This is a genomic window from Streptomyces sp. NPDC055400, assembly GCF_053644375.1.
On sequence record NZ_JBSHLM010000004.1, the window covers coordinates 569840 to 589146 of the forward strand.

The 19307-nt window shown below is 72.3% G+C and carries 19 protein-coding genes; 15 read left to right on the forward strand and 4 right to left on the reverse strand.

Annotated elements, in window-relative coordinates; translation table 11 throughout:
* The first annotated feature begins 98 nt into the window (after positions 1–98).
* The 7 genes from ACWIGU_RS13835 to ACWIGU_RS13865 all read left to right on the forward strand — a co-directional run bounded on the left by ACWIGU_RS13835 (position 99) and on the right by ACWIGU_RS13865 (position 8092).
* On the forward strand, positions 99–1172 hold the full coding sequence (locus ACWIGU_RS13835; RefSeq protein ID WP_454400457.1) for a nitronate monooxygenase: 1074 nt from the start codon (positions 99–101) through the stop codon (positions 1170–1172).
* Entirely contained in the window at positions 1169–1912 is a 744-nt protein-coding gene (locus tag ACWIGU_RS13840) for a 16S rRNA (uracil(1498)-N(3))-methyltransferase (RefSeq protein ID WP_454400458.1), read from the forward strand. The genes ACWIGU_RS13835 and ACWIGU_RS13840 overlap by 4 nt, the downstream gene beginning before the upstream one ends.
* Before the next feature lie 20 nt (positions 1913–1932).
* Positions 1933–2325, forward strand: coding sequence for a VOC family protein (locus ACWIGU_RS13845; RefSeq protein WP_454400460.1), 393 nt, complete (start codon positions 1933–1935; stop codon positions 2323–2325).
* 90 nt (positions 2326–2415) lie between these two features.
* On the forward strand, positions 2416–5694 hold the full coding sequence (locus ACWIGU_RS13850; RefSeq protein ID WP_454400461.1) for a S41 family peptidase: 3279 nt from the start codon (positions 2416–2418) through the stop codon (positions 5692–5694).
* A gap of 89 nt (positions 5695–5783) precedes the next feature.
* Positions 5784–6137: a histidine triad nucleotide-binding protein gene (locus ACWIGU_RS13855; protein WP_356278584.1), complete on the forward strand. Its 354-nt coding sequence runs from the start codon at positions 5784–5786 to the stop codon at positions 6135–6137.
* Positions 6138–6157: 20 nt separating this feature from the next.
* Complete coding sequence (locus tag ACWIGU_RS13860; protein ID WP_454400463.1) at positions 6158–7066, forward strand: ribonuclease Z; 909 nt, start codon at positions 6158–6160, stop codon at positions 7064–7066.
* Positions 7067–7087: 21 nt separating this feature from the next.
* Complete coding sequence (locus tag ACWIGU_RS13865) at positions 7088–8092, forward strand: adenosine deaminase (RefSeq protein ID WP_454400465.1); 1005 nt, start codon at positions 7088–7090, stop codon at positions 8090–8092.
* Here the strand turns inward: ACWIGU_RS13865 and ACWIGU_RS13870 are convergent.
* The gene (locus ACWIGU_RS13870; protein WP_454400467.1) at positions 8053–9429 is read right to left on the reverse strand and encodes an MFS transporter; all 1377 of its coding nucleotides are present in this window, start codon (positions 9427–9429) and stop codon (positions 8053–8055) included. The two genes, ACWIGU_RS13865 and ACWIGU_RS13870, sit on opposite strands and share 40 nt — an antisense overlap.
* 349 nt (positions 9430–9778) lie before the next feature.
* On the opposite strand from ACWIGU_RS13870, the gene ACWIGU_RS13875 reads away from it, so the two are divergent.
* The 6 genes from ACWIGU_RS13875 to ACWIGU_RS13900 all read left to right on the forward strand — a co-directional run bounded on the left by ACWIGU_RS13875 (position 9779) and on the right by ACWIGU_RS13900 (position 14619).
* Positions 9779–10870, forward strand: coding sequence for a carbohydrate kinase family protein (locus ACWIGU_RS13875; protein WP_454400468.1), 1092 nt, complete (start codon positions 9779–9781; stop codon positions 10868–10870).
* A 132-nt stretch (positions 10871–11002) separates the two neighbouring features.
* Complete coding sequence (locus ACWIGU_RS13880; RefSeq protein WP_454400470.1) at positions 11003–12040, forward strand: PhoH family protein; 1038 nt, start codon at positions 11003–11005, stop codon at positions 12038–12040.
* Positions 12041–12050: 10 nt separating this feature from the next.
* On the forward strand, positions 12051–12548 hold the full coding sequence (gene ybeY / locus ACWIGU_RS13885; RefSeq protein ID WP_100594262.1) for an rRNA maturation RNase YbeY: 498 nt from the start codon (positions 12051–12053) through the stop codon (positions 12546–12548).
* Positions 12545–13828, forward strand: coding sequence for a hemolysin family protein (locus ACWIGU_RS13890; RefSeq protein ID WP_454400472.1), 1284 nt, complete (start codon positions 12545–12547; stop codon positions 13826–13828). The genes ybeY and ACWIGU_RS13890 overlap by 4 nt, the downstream gene beginning before the upstream one ends.
* 4 nt (positions 13829–13832) lie before the next feature.
* On the forward strand, positions 13833–14186 hold the full coding sequence (locus ACWIGU_RS13895; protein ID WP_454400474.1) for an MmcQ/YjbR family DNA-binding protein: 354 nt from the start codon (positions 13833–13835) through the stop codon (positions 14184–14186).
* A gap of 79 nt (positions 14187–14265) precedes the next feature.
* The gene (locus tag ACWIGU_RS13900; RefSeq protein WP_356278559.1) at positions 14266–14619 is read left to right on the forward strand and encodes a cytidine deaminase; all 354 of its coding nucleotides are present in this window, start codon (positions 14266–14268) and stop codon (positions 14617–14619) included.
* 55 nt (positions 14620–14674) lie between these two features.
* On the opposite strand, the gene ACWIGU_RS13905 is transcribed toward ACWIGU_RS13900, so the two are convergent.
* Together ACWIGU_RS13905 and ACWIGU_RS13910 are read right to left on the reverse strand one after the other, a co-directional pair.
* Positions 14675–15013, reverse strand: coding sequence for a P-II family nitrogen regulator (locus ACWIGU_RS13905; RefSeq protein ID WP_454400476.1), 339 nt, complete (start codon positions 15011–15013; stop codon positions 14675–14677).
* Positions 15010–16329, reverse strand: a complete 1320-nt coding sequence (locus ACWIGU_RS13910; protein ID WP_454400478.1) for an ammonium transporter — start codon at positions 16327–16329, stop codon at positions 15010–15012. Before ACWIGU_RS13910 ends, ACWIGU_RS13905 begins: the two co-directional genes overlap by 4 nt.
* 166 nt (positions 16330–16495) lie before the next feature.
* Between ACWIGU_RS13910 and era the strand changes: the two genes are divergently transcribed.
* Positions 16496–17458 (forward strand): GTPase Era, encoded by a 963-nt coding sequence (gene era / locus ACWIGU_RS13915; protein ID WP_454400480.1) that lies wholly within the window; start codon positions 16496–16498, stop codon positions 17456–17458.
* Between the two features lie 12 nt (positions 17459–17470).
* Here the strand turns inward: era and ACWIGU_RS13920 are convergent, their stop codons facing one another.
* Positions 17471–18310, reverse strand: coding sequence for a helix-turn-helix transcriptional regulator (locus ACWIGU_RS13920; RefSeq protein WP_454400482.1), 840 nt, complete (start codon positions 18308–18310; stop codon positions 17471–17473).
* A gap of 128 nt (positions 18311–18438) precedes the next feature.
* Here ACWIGU_RS13920 and ACWIGU_RS13925 point away from each other — a divergent pair, with 128 nt between their 5' ends.
* Positions 18439–19293 (forward strand): NAD-dependent epimerase/dehydratase family protein, encoded by an 855-nt coding sequence (locus ACWIGU_RS13925; RefSeq protein ID WP_454400572.1) that lies wholly within the window; start codon positions 18439–18441, stop codon positions 19291–19293.
* Positions 19294–19307 lie beyond the last annotated feature (14 nt).

Here is a 19307-nt window from a genome sequence, read left to right on the forward strand (position 1 = left end):
CACAAGAAGCAGGGACCACGTCCCCCGCATCACGCGTGGCACATGCCACGCGTGATGGCCGATTCGGTCCGATGCGGGGGACGTGGCACGATGCGGTCATGTCCCCCACGCTGACCGATCTCTGTCACTATCCGATCGTGCAGGCACCCATGGCGGGCGGTGCCTCCTGTCCGCAGCTCGCCGCCGCCGTGTCGGAGGCCGGCGGGCTCGGATTCCTCGCCGCCGGGTACAAGACCGCCGACGGGATGTACCAGGAGATCAAGCAGGTACGGGGGCTGACCAACCAGCCGTTCGGCGTCAATCTCTTCATGCCGCAGTCCGAGTACGCGGACCCCGCGGCCGTCGCCGTCTACGCCAGCCAGCTCGCCGGTGAGGCCGCCTGGTACGAGACGAAGCTCGGGGACCCGGACTGCGGCCTCGACGACGGCTTCGACGCGAAGCTCGCGATCCTCCTCGACGACCCGGTACCGGTCGTCACCTTCACCTTCGGCTGCCCGGGCCGCGACGTCCTCGACTCCCTCGCCCGCGTCGGCACCCTCACCGCCGTCACCGTGACCACCGCGGAGGAGGCGCAGGCCGCCCAGCGGGCCGGTGCCGACGCGCTGTGTGTCCAGGGCATCGAGGCGGGCGGCCACCAGGGCACCCACCGGGACAACCCGGAGGCCGACGGATCCGGCATCGGACTCATCGCGCTGATCGCCCAGGTCCGCGAGGCCGTACAGATCCCGATCATCGCCACCGGCGGACTCATGCGCGGCGGACAGCTCGCCGCCGTGCTCGCCGCGGGCGCCGACGCCGGACAGTTCGGCACGGCCTTCCTGGTCTGCCCCGAGTCCGGCGCCAACGTCCTGCACAAGCAGGCCATGACGAACCCGCTGTTCGTGCGGACCGGGCTGACCCGGGCCTTCTCGGGCCGCCCCGCGCGCGGCCTCGTGAACCGGTTCATGCGCGAGCACGGCCCGTACGCGCCCGCCGCCTACCCCCAGATCCACCACATGACGTCGACGCTGCGCAAGGCCGCCGCCAAGGCCGGGGACCCGCAGGGGATGGCGCTGTGGGCCGGGCAGGGCCACCGGCTCGCCCGTGAGCTGCCCGCCGGCCAGCTCGTCGAGGTGCTCGCGGCGGAACTCGCCGAGGCGAAGGACGCGTTGGGCACGCGGGGTGCCGCATGACGGCGCCGGTGTTCGTCGTCGACGAGGTGCCGTCCGCCAAAACGTTCGTGCTCGACGGGGCCGAGGGACGGCACGCGGTGTCCGTGAAGCGGCTGCGCGCCGGTGAGGACGTCGTCCTGACCGACGGTCGCGGGCGCTGGACCGAGGCGGTCGTGGAGGCCGCCGAGGGCAAGGACCGGCTCGTCGTCACGGCGGGCCCCGCCCAGGAGGAGCCCGCGCAGACACCCAGGATCACCGTCGTCCAGGCCCTGCCCAAGGGCGACCGGGGCGAGCTCGCCGTCGAGACCATGACGGAGACCGGCGTCGACGCGATCGTGCCGTGGCAGGCCGCCCGCTGCATCACGCAGTGGAAGGGCGACCGCGGCGCCAAGGCGCTCGGCAAGTGGCGGGCCACCGCGCGCGAGGCGGGCAAGCAGTCCCGCCGGGTGCGCTTCCCGGACGTCGCGGACGCCGCGTCGACCAGGCAGGTCGCGGCACTGCTCGCCGGGGCGGACTTCGCGGCCGTCCTGCACGAGGACCGCGACTGCGACAGCGGCGCCCTCGCCACGGCGGAGCTGCCCACGGCCGGGGACATCGTCCTCGTGGTCGGCCCGGAAGGCGGCGTCTCGCCCGACGAACTCGCCGCGTTCGCCGAGGCGGGCGCGCGCCCGTACCGGCTCGGGCGTAGCGTTCTGCGTACGTCGACCGCGGGGACCGCCGCGACGGCGCTGCTCCTCGGCCGCACCGGCCGCTGGTCCTGATCAACCCCCGAGGGGAACGCGTGGAACTCGCCCAGGTCAGACTCCTCGTCACCGACTTCCGTGCCTGTTACCACTTCTACGCGGACGTGCTCGGCCTCAAGCCGCAGTCGGGCGCGCAGGACGGCCCGTACGAGAAGTTCAGCCCCACGACGGGCTCCGCGGGCATCGCGCTCGAGGACCGGGCGCTGATGGCGCAGGTCATCGGCGATCTGATTGACGCCCCGGACGGGCACCGGTCCCTCGTCGTGCTGCGGGTCGACGACCTGGACGAGTACTGCGAGCAGATCGTCGCGCGCGGCGCCGAGATCCTCCACGGGCCCGCGCCGATGACCGACCGGATGCGGGTCGCCCACCTCAAGGACCCCGAGGACAACATCGTGGAGCTCCAGGAGTGGCTGCTGATGCGCGGCTGACCCCCTCGCCGGCGGTGGCGTCGCGCAGCGGTCCGGGGCAAGTGACCGAACCTCCTGACCTGGCCGTGCGCGCGTGCCTAGGGTGATCGGGTGACACGGACAGCGCACTCTGGATATCTCCGGTTCCCGCATCTGCACGGCGAGTTGGCCGCCTTCACCGCCGAGGACGACGTCTGGGTCGCTCCTCTGGACGGCGGGCGCGCCTGGCGCGTCAGCGCCGACAACGTCCCCGTCAGCCATCCCCGGATCTCGCCCGACGGCACCACCGTCGCCTGGACGTCCACCCGCGACGGCGCCCCCGAGGTGCACATCGCCCCGGTCGACGGCGGACCCTCCAAACGCCTGACGCACTGGGGCAGTTCGAGGACAACGGTGCGCGGCTGGACTCCCGACGGGCGGGTCCTCGCGCTCAGCACCCAGGGCCAGGCGTCCCTGCGCCGCAGCTGGGCGAGGGCCGTCCCCCTGGACGGCGGACCCGCCACCACACTGCCGTACGGGCCCGTGGGCGACGTCGTGACCGGGCCGGGCGGGCAGGTCGTCCTGCTCTCCGCGCCGATGGGCCGCGAGGCCGCCTGGTGGAAGCGCTACCGGGGCGGCACCGCCGGGAAGCTGTGGATCGACCGGGCGGGCGACGGCGAGTTCGTCCGCCTCCACGAGGAGCTCGACGGGAACATCGAGTACCCGATGTGGGTCGGCATTGGGGCCTCCCCTGCTCGAGCGGAGCCGAGAGCTCGGGGAAGGGTGGCCTTCCTGTCCGACCACGAAGGCGTCGGCGCCTTGTACTCGTCCCTCGCGGACGGCAGTTCACTGCGCCGGCACACCCCGCTCGGCGGCTTCTACGCCCGCCACGCGGCGAGCGACGGCACGCGCGTCGTGTACTCCTCGGCCGGTGAGCTGTGGATCGTGGATGCCCTCGACGGCGCGGAGGACGCCGTGCCGCGCCGCCTCGGCATCCGCCTCGGCGGGCAGCGCGTCGACCTCCAGCCCCACCCCGTGAGCGCCGCCCGCTGGTTCGGCGACGCGACACCCGACCACACCGCGCGCGGCAGCGCCGTCTGCGTGCGCGGCGCCGTCCATTGGGTCACCCACCGCTCGGGGCCGGCCCGCGCGCTGGCCGCCGAACAAGGCGTACGGGCCCGCCTGCCGCGCACCTTCCGCGTCGAGGGCGAGGAACACGTGGTGTGGGTGACGGACGCCGAGGGCGACGACGCCCTGGAGTTCGCGCCCGCCACCGGCATCGCGCCCGGCGCCACCGCGCGCAGGCTCGCCGCCGGGCAGCTCGGCCGCGTACTGAACCTCGCGATGGCACCCGACGGCAGCCGGGCCGCCGTCGCCTCGCACGACGGGCGTGTGCTGCTCGTCGAGCGGGAGAGCGGCGAGGTCAGAGAGGTCGACCGCAGCGAGGACGGCGACGTGACCGGCCTCGTCTTCTCGCCGGACTCGGCGTGGCTCGCCTGGTCGCACCCCGGACCCTCGCCCCTGCGCCACCTCAAGCTCGCCAACACCGCCGACCTGTCGGTGACGGAGGCGACACCGCTGCGGTTCAGGGACTACGCGCCCGCGTTCACCCTCGACGGCAAACACCTCGCGTTCCTCTCCGCGCGCTCCTTCGACCCGGTCTACGACGAGCACGTCTTCGACCTCGCGTTCGTCGGGGGCTCGCGGCCGCACCTGATCACCCTCGCCGCGGCGACGCCGTCCCCGTTCGGCCCCCAGCGCCACGGCCGGCCCTTCGACACCCCGGACAGCCCCGCCGCCGAGACCCCCGACAGCGAGGGCACCCCCACCACCCGTATCGACCTCGAAGGGCTCGCCGACCGCATCGTCGCATTCCCCGTCGAGGCCGCCCGCTACACGACCCTGCGCGCCGCGAAGGACGGCGTCCTGTGGCTGCGGCATCCGGTCCAGGGCGTGCTCGGCGCGTCCCGGGCCACCCCCGACGACCCCGACCCCAAGAGCGAACTCGAACGCTACGACCTCGCCCAGCAGCGCATCGAACACCTCGCCTCCGACGCCGACCACCTGGCCGTCAGCGGCGACGGCAAGCGCGTCCTGCTGTGGACCGACGGCAAGCTCAAGGTCGTACCCAGCGACCGGCGCGCCTCCTCCGACGACGACAGCGACACCAACATCACCGTCGAACTGAGCCGGGTCCGCCAGGACGTCGACCCCGTCGCCGAGTGGCGGCAGATGTACGACGAGGCGGGCCGCCTCATGCGGGACAACTTCTGGCGCGCGGACATGGACGGCGTCGACTGGGACGGCGTCCTGGAGCGCTACCGGCCCGTCCTCGACCGGGTCGCCACCCACGACGACCTCGTCGACCTCCTGTGGGAGGTCCAGGGCGAACTCGGCACCTCGCACGCCTACGTCACGCCGGGCGGCGGCTGGAGCGGCGGTGACCGGCGCCAGGGCCTTCTCGGCGCGGACATCTCCCGTCACGACGACGGCAGTTGGCGCATCGACCGCGTCCTGCCCACCGAGACGTCCGACCCGCGCGCCCACGCGCCGCTCGCCGCGCCCGGGGTCGCCGTCCGCGCGGGTGACGCGATCGTCGCGGTGGCCGGACGCCCCGTGGACCCCGTCACCGGTCCGGGACCGCTTCTCGTGGGCACGGCAGGCAAGCCCGTCGAGCTGACCGTCTCACCGGCCGGCGGCGGCGACCAGCGCCACGCGGTCGTCGTCCCCGTCGCCGACGAGGAGCCCCTGCGCTACCACGCGTGGGTCGCCGGCCGGCGCGCCCACGTCCACGAGCAGTCGGGCGGCCGTCTCGGCTATCTCCACGTGCCCGACATGCAGGCCCCGGGCTGGGCTCAGATCCACCGCGATCTGCGCGTCGAGGTCGCGCGCGACGGGCTCATCGTCGACGTGCGCGAGAACCGAGGCGGCCACACCTCGCAGCTCGTCGTGGAGAAGCTGGCCCGCCGGGTCGTCGGCTGGGCCCTGCCGCGCGGCTCCCGCCCCTACAGCTACCCGAGGGACGCGTCCCGCGGCCCCGTGGTGGCCGTCGCCAACGAGTTCTCCGGCTCCGACGGCGACATCGTCAACGCGGCGATCAAGGCGCTCGGGATCGGCCCCGTGGTCGGCGTACGCACCTGGGGCGGCGTCATCGGCATCGACAGCCGCTACCGGCTCGTCGACGGGACGCTGGTGACCCAGCCGAAGTACGCGACCTGGCTGGACGGATACGAGTGGGGGCTCGAGAACCACGGCGTCGACCCCGACGTCGAAGTGGTCGCCGCCCCGCAGGACCACGCGGCCGGGCGGGACCCGCAGCTCGACGAGGCCGTGCGCATCGCGCTCGCGGCGCTCGCCGAGAACCCGGCGCGCACGGCACCCGGACTCCGGGAACCGCGCGTACGGGAGTGAGGCCTGTCGCAGGAGGCGGGCATTGCGGGTGGCGGCGGGACGGATAGCATTCCCGGCGTAGTGACCGGACGGTGTGAGGAGACGTGATCGTGGCCGGAGAGCCGCAGGCCGACTGCCTGTTCTGCAAGATCGTCGCGGGGGAGGTCCCGGCCACGCTGGTACGGGAGACCGAGACCACCGTCGCCTTCCGGGACATCAACCCGCAGGCGCCGACCCACGTCCTCGTCATCCCGCGCGTCCACCACCACGACGTCGCAGCGCTGGCCGCCGCCGAGCCGCAGATCGCCGCCGACGTGCTGCGCGAGGCGGGCGAGGTCGCCGCCGAGGAGAAGCTCGACAGCTACCGCGTCGTGTTCAACACCGGCGGCGGCGCGGGCCAGACCGTCTTCCACGCCCACGCCCACGTCCTCGGGGGCCGCGGCCTCCAGTGGCCCCCGGGCTAGCGGGCGCCGGGTAACGCACCGTGTCCGTACGGGAATTGGTGGTGCTCGGCACCGCGAGCCAGGTGCCCACAAGGCACCGCAACCACAACGGCTACCTGCTGCGCTGGGACGGGGAGGGCATCCTCTTCGATCCCGGCGAGGGCACGCAGCGTCAGATGCTCCGCGCCGGCGTCGCCGCGCACGACCTCGACCGGCTGTGCGTCACCCACTTCCACGGCGACCACTCCCTCGGCCTCGCCGGGGTCATCCAGCGCATCAACCTGGACCGGGTGCCGCATCCCGTCACGGCGCACTACCCGCGCTCCGGGCAGCGCTTCTTCGACCGGCTGCGGTACGCCACCGCGTACCGCGAGAGCGTCGCGCTCGCCGAGCAGCCGGTGTCAGGCGAGGGCGGCGTGCTCGCCGAGACGCCGTCGTACACGCTGGAGGCGCGGCGCCTGTCCCACCCCGTCGAGTCCTACGGCTACCGCCTCGTGGAGCCCGACGGGCGCCGCATGCTGCCCGAGCTTCTCGCCGAGCGCGGCATCCGGGGGCCCGACGTGGGGCTCCTCCAGCGCGAAGGGTCCCTGCGCGGCGTCACTCTCGACGACGTGAGCGAGGTGCGGCGCGGGCAGCGGTTCGCGTTCGTCATGGACACCCGGCTCTGCGACGGGGTGAACGAGCTCGCCGACGGGTGCGACATGCTCGTCATCGAGTCGACGTTCCTCGACGGGGACCACCGACTGGCCTCGGACCACGGCCACTTGACCGCCGGGCAGGCCGCGCGCGTCGCGGCTGAGGGCGGGGTGCGGCACCTCGTGCTCACCCACTTCAGCCAGCGCTACTCCGACCCCGAGGAGTTCGAGCGCCAGGCCCGCGCCGCCGGCTTCACCGGAGAGCTCACCGTCGCACGGGACCTCGACCGCGTACAGGTGCCCAAACGTGTCTAATCCCGGGCGTACCATGCTCTGATGCCCCTCGCTTCGCTCCCCAAAGCCGAACTCCACCTGCACATCGAAGGCACCCTCGAACCCGAGCTCGCCTTCGAGCTCGCGGCCCGCAACGGCGTCGACCTGCCGTTCGCCGACACCGAGGCCCTCCGCAAGGCCTACCTCTTCGAAGACCTGCAGTCCTTCCTCGACCTGTACTACGGCCTGATGGCCGTCCTGCGCACCGAGGAGGACTTCGAGCAGCTCGCCGACGCCTACCTCGCGCGCGCCGCCGCGCAGGGCGTGCGGCACGCCGAGATCTTCTTCGACCCGCAGGCCCACACCGCCCGCGGCGTGCCGATCGGGACCGTCGTCGAGGGCCTGAGCGCCGCCCTGTCGAAGAGCGTGGAGCGCCACGGCGTCTCCACCCGGCTCATCATGTGCTTCCTGCGCGACCGGTCCGCCGAGTCCGCGATGCGGACCCTGGAGTCCGCGAAGCCCTACCTCGACCGGATCGTCGGCGTCGGCCTCGACTCCGCCGAGGTCGGCAACCCCGCCTCCAAGTTCCGCGAGGTGTACGAGGCGGCGGGCGCGCTCGGGCTGCGCAAGGTCGCCCACGCGGGCGAGGAGGGCGACCCCTCGTACGTATGGGAGGCGCTCGACGTGCTCGGCGTCGAGCGCATCGACCACGGGCTCCGCTGCGTCGAGGACCCGGCGCTCGTCGAACGGCTCGTGCGGGACCGGGTGCCCCTGACGCTGTGCCCGCTGTCGAACGTGCGGCTGCGCGCGGTCGACGCACTCGAAGACCACCCGTTGCCGCGGATGATGGACGCCGGTCTGCTCTGCACGGTGAACTCCGACGACCCGTCCTACTTCGGCGGGTACGTCGCAGACACCTTCCACGCGGTCCACGAGGCGCTCGCGCTCGACCACGAGCGGCTGCGCGAGCTCGCCCGCAACTCGTTCGTCGCGTCGTTCCTCGACGACGACGAGGAGCTGCGCTCGCGCTACCTCGCCGAGGTCGACGCGTTCGCGTTCGACGACTGACCGAGCGCCGCCGGACCGCCCCGCGGTCCCGCCGTGGAGAACTCCTCCTGCGTCGGGGCCGGTTGGGGCGTGCTCACCGTGATCTCCACGACCGGCTGCTCGGCCGCGCCCATCTGCGGGACCGCGCCCGCCGGGGCGCCCGTCACGCCGGCCACCAGAGCGGCGGGGGCGCCGCCCCTCCTGCGGACCGTGCCGGGCCGCAGCAGCGGGCTGCCACTCGTGTGCAGCGCCACCGCCGTGAGCGGCATCGCCAGGACGAGCAGCGCCACGGCGAGCGTCGTGCCCATCGCCGGATAGCCCGCCGTCTGCGACAGGACGCTGCCGGTGAGCGGCCCGCAGGCCGTGCCGAGCGACGCCGCCGAGCCGACGAGGACCGCCCAGCGGCCGCGCGGGTCCAGGGACGCGGCCAGGCCGATCAGATACGACAGGACCACCGGGTACAGCGTGTTCCACGCGATCTCACCGGTCGCGAACGACGCGAGGTCGTCCGCGCGGGCGCTCACCACGATGCAACCCGCGATCAGGGCCGTGCCCGCGCCGATCGGGGCGGCGCGGCCGAGCCGGGACCCGAGCGCTCCCGCGCCGAGCACGCCCACGAGCGCCGTGCCGAGCGCCACCGCGAAGACCGCGCCGACGGTGATCTCCGTCAGGCCCGCCTGGTCCGTGCCGATGCGGCTGCTGACGCCCCACAGGGAGTTCTGCGCCATCGACCAGCAGAGCATCGCGGCGGCGAGGACCAGGCCCGAGCGGCGGAAGGGGAGAGGGCTTGCGGGCCCGTGCTGCCCGGCGGAGGCAGGGAGTCGGTCGGTGCCGCTCTCCAGACCGGAGGTCGCCGGCCACGTCGCCAGCGCCGTCAGCGCGATCGCCGCGAACGGGAGCGCATGACCCGTACCCAGATGCGGCATCGTCAGATACAGCGCACCCGCCAGCGCCGAGACGCTGAGCAGGCCCAGCGTCGACGCCCGGTGCGGGTCGCGCTGCCCGGCGATTCCCGTCGCGGCGACCGTCGTCGCCGTGCCCGAGCCGAAGCCGCCGGCCATCGCGCCGATGACCACCAGCGGTACGAAGGACGTCGCCGCGGCCGTGCCGTATCCGAGCGCCGCGAGCAGCAGGCCCGCTCTGGCGAGGGTGCGGGGGCCGGTGCGGTCCACCCGGCCGGCGAACGTGAAGCCCGCCGCGGCCGAACTCATCAGCAGCGCACTGCCGATGAGGCCCGCCTGCGCCGGGGGGAGATGGAGGCTGTCGCCGAGGCGGCCCACCACGGTGGGCAGCAGATACGGGGCCAGATAACCGGCCGTGAAGAGGGCGACAAGGGGCCGGGGAGTGCGGCGGGACACGGGCGTTCCAAAGCGTGGCGGTGTACGGGGATCAGGGCATGCGGAATTGCGGGGATGCCTGAACAGGCAAGGGGATTGGGGGGTGTGCCGGGGCTCGCGATACGAGGGGGCGCGGCCAATTTGTATCAAGCGCGGGGAGGGTGAAAACAGCTGGGCCGGTGTGATCTGGACCACGTTCTGTTTGGGGGGTAGGAGTGGGGGTAAACGAGGTCGCCTTTTCGGGGAAACAGGCAGCGACAGCGACCCCGCTCCGGGGGCGCCGACTCCCGTTCCGCAGGCCGTGCTACGCGCGTTGCCCGTGGGGTATCAGGCACACTGTGCGGACCCTCACGACTCTGGGGAGCCCACCTTGAACTCCAACGACCCGGCGCATGTGGATCCGCTCGCCCGGCTGCGCACCCCCGACGATCCGCCCTGCGACGTCTATCTGACGGGGACCGTCTTCCTCGACATCATCTTCACGGGCCTGGACAGCGCCCCCGTGCGGGGAACCGAGTCCTGGGCGCGCGGCATGGGGTCCAGCCCCGGCGGAGTCGCCAACATGGCCACCGCCCTGGCGCGGCTCGGGCTGCGGACGTCGCTGGCCGCCGCCTTCGGGGACGACCACTACGGCGAGTACTGCTGGGACAGCCTGGAGCAGGGCGAGGGCATCGACCTGACGTCGTCGCGGACCGTCGCCGGCTGGCACTCGCCCGTCACCGTCTCCATGGCCTACGAGGGCGAGCGGACCATGGTCAGCCACGGTCACGAGCCGCCGCCCGGGGAGCCCGCCCCCGAGTGCCCCCCGCAGGCACGCGCCGCCGTCGCCTCACTGGCCCCCGGCCTTGGCGAGCCCTGGATCGCCACGGCCGCGGGCCGCGGGACGCGGATCTTCGGTGACGTCGGCTGGGACGACACGGGCCGCTGGGACCTGAGCTCCCTCGACGATCTGTCGCGCTGCGAGGCCTTCCTGCCGAACGCCGAGGAGGCGATGCGCTACACCCGTACGTCCAGCCCCCGGGCCGCCGCGCACGCCCTGGCCGAATACGTGCCGCTCGCCGTGGTCACCCTGGGGGCCGAGGGCGCCTACGCCGTGGACGCCGGCAGCGGGGAGACCGCCTCCGTGCCCGCCATCGAAGTCGCCGCCCTCGACCCCACCGGCGCCGGGGACGTCTTCGTCGCCGGGTTCGTGACCGGGACGCTCGCGGGCTGGCCGCTGGCCGACCGGCTCGCCTTCGCCGGACTGACCGCCGCCCTGTCCGTGCAGGAGTTCGGCGGCTCGCTGTCCGCGCCCGGCTGGTCGGAAATAGCGGCCTGGTGGCGCCATGTGCAGGCCTACGACGACCAGGAGCCCGCGGCCCTGCGCCGGTACGCCTTCCTGGAGGCGCTGCTGCCCGAGGTGAGCCGGCCGTGGCCCCTGCGACGGGCGGTGCCGACGATCGGCTTCGGGCGGGGCGTCTAGCGAGATGCCCCGGGCCCGTGGAAAAGGCCTACGGCGTTGTCGGTGCACCGTCGTACCCTGGGCAGTGCAAGGCTGTCGACGCGGGAGCGAGCCCCCGCACGAGGAGGATGAGCAGGCCTTCAGTGCCGGCCCATGACTCAGACACCCACCGCTCAGGCGCGAGCGCATTTCACGGTCCCGGCGAACCATCCCATGGTGACCGTCCTCGGATCCGGCGACGCGCTCCTTCGCGTGATCGAGAAGGCCTTCCCGGCGGCCGACATTCATGTCCGGGGCAATGAGATCAGCGCTGTGGGCGACGCGACGGAAGTCGTCCTCATCCAGCGCGTGTTCGACGAGATGATGCTGGTGCTCCGCACCGGACAGCCGATGACGGAGGACGCAGTGGAACGCTCGATCGCCATGCTCAAGGCGAGCGAGAACGGGGAGGGGGACGGCCAGGAGACCCCGGCCGAGGTTCTCACTCAGAACATTCTCTCGTCGCGGGGCCGGACCATCCGTCCCAAGACCCTCAACCAGAAGCGCTACGTCGACGCCATCGACAAGCACACCGTCGTCTTCGGGATCGGCCCCGCCGGTACGGGCAAGACCTATCTCGCGATGGCCAAGGCCGTGCAGGCCCTGCAGTCCAAGCAGGTCAACCGCATCATCCTGACGCGGCCCGCCGTGGAGGCGGGGGAGCGGCTCGGATTCCTGCCGGGCACGCTCTACGAGAAGATCGACCCCTATCTGCGCCCCCTGTACGACGCGCTGCACGACATGCTCGACCCGGACTCCATCCCCCGCCTGATGGCCGCGGGCACGATCGAGGTGGCGCCGCTGGCCTACATGCGGGGCCGCACGCTGAACGACGCCTTCATCATCCTGGACGAGGCGCAGAACACGAGCGCCGAGCAGATGAAGATGTTCCTCACCCGGCTCGGGTTCGACTCGAAGATCGTGGTCACGGGTGACGTGACGCAGGTCGACCTGCCGAGCGGGACGAAGAGCGGGCTGCGGCAGGTCCAGGACATCCTGGAGGGCCTCGACGACGTCCACTTCTCGCGGCTCACGTCCCAGGATGTCGTCCGGCACAAGCTGGTCGGCCGTATCGTCGACGCGTACGAGAAGTACGACAGCCAGAACGGCACCGAGAACGGCTCGCACCAGGGCCGCGGCAGAGGGAAGTAGCAAGCACCGCATGTCGATCGACGTCAACAACGAGTCCGGAACCGAGGTCGACGAGCAGGCGATCCTCGACATCGCCCGCTACGCGCTCGCGCGGATGCGCATCCACCCGCTCTCCGAGCTGTCGGTGATCGTCGTGGACGCCGACGCCATGGAGCAGTTGCACGTGCAGTGGATGGACCTGCCGGGGCCCACGGATGTCATGTCGTTCCCGATGGACGAGCTGCGGCCGCCGTCGAAGGACGACGAGGAGCCCCCGCAGGGTCTGCTCGGCGACATCGTGCTGTGCCCGGAGGTCGCGAAGAAGCAGGGCGAGGACGCCGACACGCAGCACTCCATGGACGAGGAGCTCCAGCTGCTCACCGTGCACGGGGTGCTGCACCTGCTCGGTTACGACCACGAGGAGCCCGACGAGAAGGCCGAGATGTTCGGGCTTCAGGCGGCCATCGTGGACGGGTGGCGGGGTGACAAGGGCCTGACCGGTCCGTCCCCCGCGCCCACCGTGTCATGAGTCTTTCGCTCGTCGCGGGAGCCGTCGCCCTCGTCGTGGTCGCCTGGCTGGCGGCCTGCGCCGAGGCCGGCATCGCCCGCACCTCCAGCTTCCGCGCCGAGGAGGCCGTCCGGTCCGGGCGGCGCGGCAGCGACCGGCTCGCCCAGGTGGCGGCCGACCCGACCCGCTATCTGAACGTGGCGCTGCTGGTCAGGGTCGCCTGCGAGATGGCCGCCGCGTCCCTGGTCACGTACGCCTGCCTCCAGGAGTTCAACGAGACCTGGGAGGCGCTGGCCGTCGCCATGGGCGTGATGGTCCTCGTCTCGTACGTGGCGGTGGGCGTCTCGCCCCGGACCATCGGACGGCAGCACCCGCTGAACACGGCCACGGCCGCCGCGTACGTGCTGCTGCCGCTGGCCCGGATCATGGGGCCCATCCCGCCGCTGCTCATCCTCATCGGCAACGCCCTGACCCCCGGCAAGGGGTTCCGGCGCGGGCCCTTCGCCTCCGAGGCCGAGCTGCGCGCCATGGTCGACCTCGCCGAGAAGGAGTCCCTCATCGAGGACGAGGAGCGCCGCATGGTGCACTCCGTCTTCGAGCTGGGCGACACCCTGGTCCGCGAAGTCATGGTCCCCCGCACCGACTTGGTCGCCATCGAGCGGTACAAGACGATCCGGCAGGCGCTCACGCTGGCCCTGCGGTCCGGGTTCTCCCGCATCCCGGTCACCGGCGAGAGCGAGGACGACGTCGTCGGCATCGTGTATCTCAAGGACCTCGCCCGCAAGACGCACATCAGCCGGGACGCCGAGAGCGAGCTCGTCTCGACCGCGATGCGGCCCGCCACTTTCGTGCCCGACACGAAGAACGCGGGCGACCTGCTCCGCGAGATGCAGCAGCTGCGCAACCACGTGGCCGTCGTGATCGACGAGTACGGCGGCACCGCGGGCATCGTCACCATCGAGGACATCCTCGAGGAGATCGTCGGCGAGATCACCGACGAGTACGACCGTGAACTCCCGCCCGTGCAGGACCTCGGCGACGAACGCTTCCGGGTGACCGCCCGCCTCGACATCGGCGACCTCGGCGAGCTCTACGGCATCGAGGAGTACGACGACGAGGACGTGGAGACCGTCGGCGGGCTCCTCGCCAAGGCGCTCGGCCGGGTGCCGATCGCGGAGGCCTCGTCCGTCGTCGGACTGCCCGACGGGCGCGAGCTGCGGCTCACCGCGGAGTCCGCCGCGGGCCGGCGCAACAAGATCGTGACCGTGCTCGTGGAGCCGGTGGGCGAAGAGGGGAAGTGATGTCGTGACGCCGCAGGAGCTGCGCGCCTTGTGTCTGTCGTTCAACGCGGCCGTCGAGGAGTTCCCGTTCAACCCCGACACGTCCGTCTTCAAGGTCCTGGGCAAGCTCTTCGCCCTGACGAACCTGGACGCGCGGCCCCTCACCGTCAACCTCAAGTGCGACCCTGAGGACGCGGTGCGCCTGCGCGCCGACCACGAGGCGATCGTCCCCGGCTGGCACATGAACAAGCGGCACTGGAACACCGTGACCGTCGCCGGACTCCCGGACAGGATGGTCCGGGAGCTCGTGGAGGACTCGTACGACCTCGTGGTCGCCGGCCTGCCGAGGGCCGAGCGCCTCAAGCTCGACCGCGGCTGACGACGGCAGCGCGTACCGCTGCGTGGGGCCGTGTACCCCGTTGCCGGGTGAGCGTGACGGCGTTCCCTATGCTCACCCCATGACTGAGAGCAACGACCTCACCGCCGAGGACCGCAAGATCGTCACGCTGGCCCGCAGCGCCCGGGCCCGCAACGGTGTGCCCGAGGGGGCCGCCGTGCGGGACGAGACGGGGCGTACGTATGTGGCGGGGACCGTCTCGCTGGACTCCCTGAAGCTTTCCGCCCTGCGTACCGCTGTCGCGATGGCCGTGGCGTCGGGGGCGCAGTCGCTGGAGGCCGCCGCCGTTGTCTCCGGCGGTTCGGAGGTCGACGGGGAGGATCTGGCGGCGGTACGGGATCTGGGGGGCGCGGGTACGCCGGTGTTCCTCGCGGGGCCCGATGGAGTGGTGCGCGGGGCCGTGGCCGCGGGCTGAGACATCCCGTCCGGCGTTCGAGGAGCCGGACTCCGGGGCGGAGCCCCGGAGTTGCCTACACCGCGTCCGGCCCCCGCTCTCCCGTCCGTACGCGCACGACGGTCTCCACCGGGACCGCCCACACCTTGCCGTCACCGATCTTCCCGGTCTGCGCCGCGCGCACGATCGCGTCGATGACCGGGTCGAGGTCCGCGTCCTCGATGACGACCTCGATCCGGACCTTGGGGACGAGGTCGACCCGGTACTCGGCCCCGCGGTAGACCTCGGTGTGACCGCGCTGGCGCCCGTACCCGCTGGCCTCCGTGACGGTCAAACCCTGCACGCCGAGCTCCTGGAGCGCGGTCTTCACCTCGTCCAGGCGGAACGGCTTGACGATCGCGGTCACGAGCTTCATGCGGAGGGCTCCTTCGGCGGGGCGGAGTGGGCGCTGTGCGGGGCGGTGTGTCCGGCGTGGACGCCGTGATCGTAGGCGGTCTCCGCGTGCACCGTCTGGTCGAGGCCCGTCAGCTCCTCGTCGGCGGAGGCCCGGAAGCCCATCGCCCGGTCGATCGCCTTGCCGGTTCCGTACGTCACCAGGAACGTGTACGCCGCGACGGTGAGCACGGCGACCGCCTGCCTGCCGAGCTGCCCGAACCCGCCCCCGTAGAACAGGCCCTCCTTGCCGCCGGTCATCGTGGCCGTCGCGAACAGGCCGATCAGCAGGGTGCCGACGACACCGCCGACGAAGTGCACTCCGACGACGTCCAGCGAGTCGTCGTAGTCGAAGCGGAACTTCCACGCGACGGCGTACGAGCAGACGACGCCCGCCGCAAGGCCCACCACGCAGGCGCCGAGCACGCCGACCACGCCGCACGCCGGGGTGATCGCGACCAGGCCGGCGACCGCGCCGGACGCCGCGCCGAACGTCGTGGGGTGACCGTCGCGCTTGTGCTCCACGAAGAGCCAGCCGAGCAGGCCGGTGCAGCCCGCGATCAGCGTGTTGAGGACGGACGCGGCCGCCAGGCCGTTCGCGGCGAGCGCCGAGCCGCCGTTGAAGCCGAGCCAGCCGAACCAGAGCAGACCCGCACCCGTCATCACCATCGGCAGGTTGTGCGGGCGCATCGCCTCCTTCTTGAAGCCGAGACGCGGGCCAAGGACCAGGCACAGGGCCAGACCGGAGGCGCCCGAGGCGATCTCCACGACGAGGCCGCCCGCGAAGTCGAGCCCGCCGAGCGACTGCGAGATCCAGCCGCCCGGACCCCACACCCAGTGCGCCACGGGAACGTATACGAGCAGCGTCCACACCGGTACGAACACCAGCCAGGCCGCGAACTTGGTGCGGTCCGCGACCGCGCCGCTGATCAGCGCGGCCGTCAGGAACGCGAAGGTGAGCTGGAACGTGGAGAACAGGAACGTGGGGACCGTGCCGGTCAGGCTGTGCGGGCCGATGCCCGCCATGCCCGCGTGCTCCAGATCGCCGATGAGGCCCGCGAACGCGTCGTCGCCGAACGCGAGCGAGTAGCCGGCGACCAGCCAGACGACGGTGACCAGCGCGATCGACACGAACGACATCAGCAGCATGTTCAGGACGCTCTTCGTGCGGACCATGCCGCCGTAGAAGAGGGCCAGGCCCGGCGTCATCAGGAGGACGAGCGCGGTCGCGGCCAGCAGCCACGCGGTGTCGCCGGTGTCGAGGCCGGCGGCGGCCAGCGGCGCGTTCTCGGTCTGCACGGAGGTCTCCTCGGGCGTGGGGGCGGACGACGAGCCTCACCGCCGCGCGTTTCCGTTCGCTGACCCCCGCGTTTCCGCGGTGTTTCGTGTTGCGCGGGGGTTTCCGGGGCCTCACGGCGGACCGGCTTGCCCCGCAGGTGCGGCAGGGCGCGATGGATCAGGGACAATGGGCGCCATGAGCGTTCGTACCCAGTCATCCGAGCCGTCCGGGGAAGCGTCCCACCGGGCCGGCTTCGCCTGCTTCGTCGGCCGCCCCAACGCGGGCAAGTCCACCCTCACGAATGCTCTGGTCGGCAAGAAGGTCGCGATCACCGCGGACCAGCCGCAGACCACGCGGCACACGGTGCGCGGCATCGTGCACCGGCCCGACGCCCAGCTGATCCTGGTCGACACCCCGGGCCTGCACAAGCCGCGCACGCTGCTGGGCCAGCGGCTCAACGACGTCGTGCGCACGACGTGGGCCGAGGTCGACGTCATCGGCTTCTGCCTGCCCGCGAACGAGAAGCTCGGCCCCGGCGACCGCTTCATCGCCAAGGAGCTCGCCTCCATCAAGAAGACGCCGAAGGTCGCGATCGTCACCAAGACCGACCTGGTCGACAGCAAGCAGCTCGCCGAGCAGCTCATCGCCATCGACCAGCTCGGCAAGGAGCTCGGCTTCGAGTGGGCGGAGATCGTGCCCGTCTCGGCCGTCGGCGACCAGCAGGTCGGCCTGCTCGCCGACCTGCTCGTCCCGCTGCTGCCCAAGGGCCCCGCGCTCTACCCGGAGGGCGACCTCACGGACGAGCCCGAGCAGGTCATGGTGGCGGAGCTGATCCGCGAGGCCGCGCTGGAGGGTGTGCGCGACGAGCTGCCGCACTCCATCGCCGTCGTCGTCGAGGAGATGCTGCCGCGCGAGGACCGCCCGGCGGACCGGCCGCTGCTCGACATCCACGCCTTCGTCTACATCGAGCGCCCCAGCCAGAAGGGCATCATCATCGGCCCGAAGGGCAAGCGCCTCAAGGACGTCGGCATCAAGTCCCGCAAGCAGATCGAAGCGCTCCTCGGAACACCCGTCTTCCTGGACCTGCATGTAAAGGTCGCGAAGGACTGGCAGCGCGACCCGAGGCAGCTGCGCAAGCTGGGGTTCTAGCTCCGAAAGGTGCTAGCCCTCGTACGAGCTCGGGGTCAGGTCCTGGAGGCCCACGACCCGCAGCAGTTCCAGGCGTTCGTACGTCTCCGTGCCCGGCCGGGCCGAGTGCACGACGAGTTGCTGGTCGTGGCCGTCGCTGAGCAGTACCTCGCAGTCGAGGTCGAGTGCGCCGACCACGGGGTGCAGGAAGCGCTTCGGTGAGGGGCGGCGCACGACGACGTCGTGCGACTGCCACAGCTCCTCGAACTCCCGTGATCCGGCGCGCAGCTCGGCCACGAGCGCGGCCGGGCCCGGATCGTCGGGGCGGGCCGCGGCGACCGCCCGCAGGCTCGCCACGTGGGCGCGGGCGTGCGCCCCGTGGTTCTCGGGCGGGAACATGGGCCGGGTCTCCGGGTTCATGAACCAGTCGCGGATCACGTTCCTGCCGGTGTGGTCGCCGGTCAGGGCCACCGACATCGTGTTCTGGGCGAGCATCTCGCCCCAGTCGCTGATCACCGACGCCGGCAGATCGTGCAGCCGGTCCAGGATCAGCAGCAGCCCCGGTCGCACATGCCCGGAGGAACGGCCGGGACGGGGCGGCTCCTCGCCCGCCAGATGGAACAGATGGTCCCGCTCGGCGTCGTTGAGCCGCAGCGCGCGGGCCAGCGCGGTCAGCATCTGCCGCGACGGATGGGAGCCGCGGCGCTGCTCCAGGCGCGTGTAGTAGTCCGTGGACATCCCGGCGAGCTGCGCCACCTCCTCGCGGCGCAGCCCCGGCGTGCGGCGCCGCGCGCCCGCGGTCAGGCCCACGTCGGAGGGCGCCAGGCGCGCCCGGGAGCGGCGCAGGAAGTCGGCGAGTTCGGCTCGGTTCACCTCTTCAGGATCGCTCGGAACCGTCCTCGTAACCAGGGAGCGCCAGTCCCCGGATAACCGCGTCTCTCCCGCCGCGACCGCCACTCGCGCAGGCTTCAGGCATGGCTACGAAACACGAGGAGGCGGCCATGCTGACACTGGTGACAGGTGCGACGGGCAAGGTCGGACAGCGGTTCGTGCCGCGACTGCTGCAGAGCACGGCGCCGGGCGACCAGGTGCGGGTGCTCGTGCGGGACGCGGCACGCGGCGAGCGGTTCGCCGCACTGGGCGCGGACGTGGTGGTCGGCGACCTGCGGGACGCGGACGTGCTGGGCAAGGCGACGGCCGGGGCGGACGCCGTGGTGAACGTCGCCGCGGCCTTCCGCGGAGTGCCCGACGAGGAGGCGCGGGCGGTCAACAGGGACGCCGCCATCGAGCTGGGCCGGGCCTCCGTGGCCTCGGGCGTGCGGCGGTTCGTGCAGGTCAGCACGGGTCTGGTGTACGGCTCCGGGCGCGGCAGGCCGCTGGTCGAGGACGACGAGACGGTGCCGGGCGGCCACCTGTGGGGCACCTACCCCGAGTCGAAGTGGGAGGCGGAGCGCGCGCTGCGGGCGATGGACGGACTCGACGACCTGCGCATCGCCCGGCTGCCCTTCGTGTACGGCGACGGGGACTCGCACCTGGCCGACGTGACGCAGTTCGCGCAGAACTGGCCGGCCATGCAGCGCCTGCACATGGGCCACCACGCGGATGTCGCCCAGGGTCTGCAACGGCTGCTGTACGCGCCGGGTGCGCACGGCGTCTACAACATCGCCGACGACGCCCCGGTCACGATGGTCGACGTGTACCAGGTCAACGGCGTGCCGGTGCCGCCGGAGGCGTACGACAAGGTGGACCCGGATCCCTGGGCCGGCGTCATGTCGACGGCCCGCATCCGCCGCGAACTGGGCTTCCGCCCGTTCTTCCCGTCCGTCTGGACGGCCCTGGACGCCGGCGCGCTGTAGCGCCCGGCGGGAGA

Coding starts and splice junctions, on each gene's coding strand:
- ACWIGU_RS13835 (WP_454400457.1), top strand. CDS start 99: ATGTCCCCCACGCTGACCGATCTCTGTCACTATCCGATCGTGCAGGCA.
- ACWIGU_RS13840 (WP_454400458.1), top strand. CDS start 1,169: ATGACGGCGCCGGTGTTCGTCGTCGACGAGGTGCCGTCCGCCAAAACG.
- ACWIGU_RS13865 (WP_454400465.1), top strand. CDS start 7,088: ATGCCCCTCGCTTCGCTCCCCAAAGCCGAACTCCACCTGCACATCGAA.
- ACWIGU_RS13880 (WP_454400470.1), top strand. CDS start 11,003: ATGACTCAGACACCCACCGCTCAGGCGCGAGCGCATTTCACGGTCCCG.
- ybeY (WP_100594262.1), top strand. CDS start 12,051: ATGTCGATCGACGTCAACAACGAGTCCGGAACCGAGGTCGACGAGCAG.
- ACWIGU_RS13890 (WP_454400472.1), top strand. CDS start 12,545: ATGAGTCTTTCGCTCGTCGCGGGAGCCGTCGCCCTCGTCGTGGTCGCC.
- ACWIGU_RS13900 (WP_356278559.1), top strand. CDS start 14,266: ATGACTGAGAGCAACGACCTCACCGCCGAGGACCGCAAGATCGTCACG.
- ACWIGU_RS13905 (WP_454400476.1), bottom strand. CDS start 15,013: ATGAAGCTCGTGACCGCGATCGTCAAGCCGTTCCGCCTGGACGAGGTG.
- era (WP_454400480.1), top strand. CDS start 16,496: ATGGGCGCCATGAGCGTTCGTACCCAGTCATCCGAGCCGTCCGGGGAA.
- ACWIGU_RS13925 (WP_454400572.1), top strand. CDS start 18,439: ATGCTGACACTGGTGACAGGTGCGACGGGCAAGGTCGGACAGCGGTTC.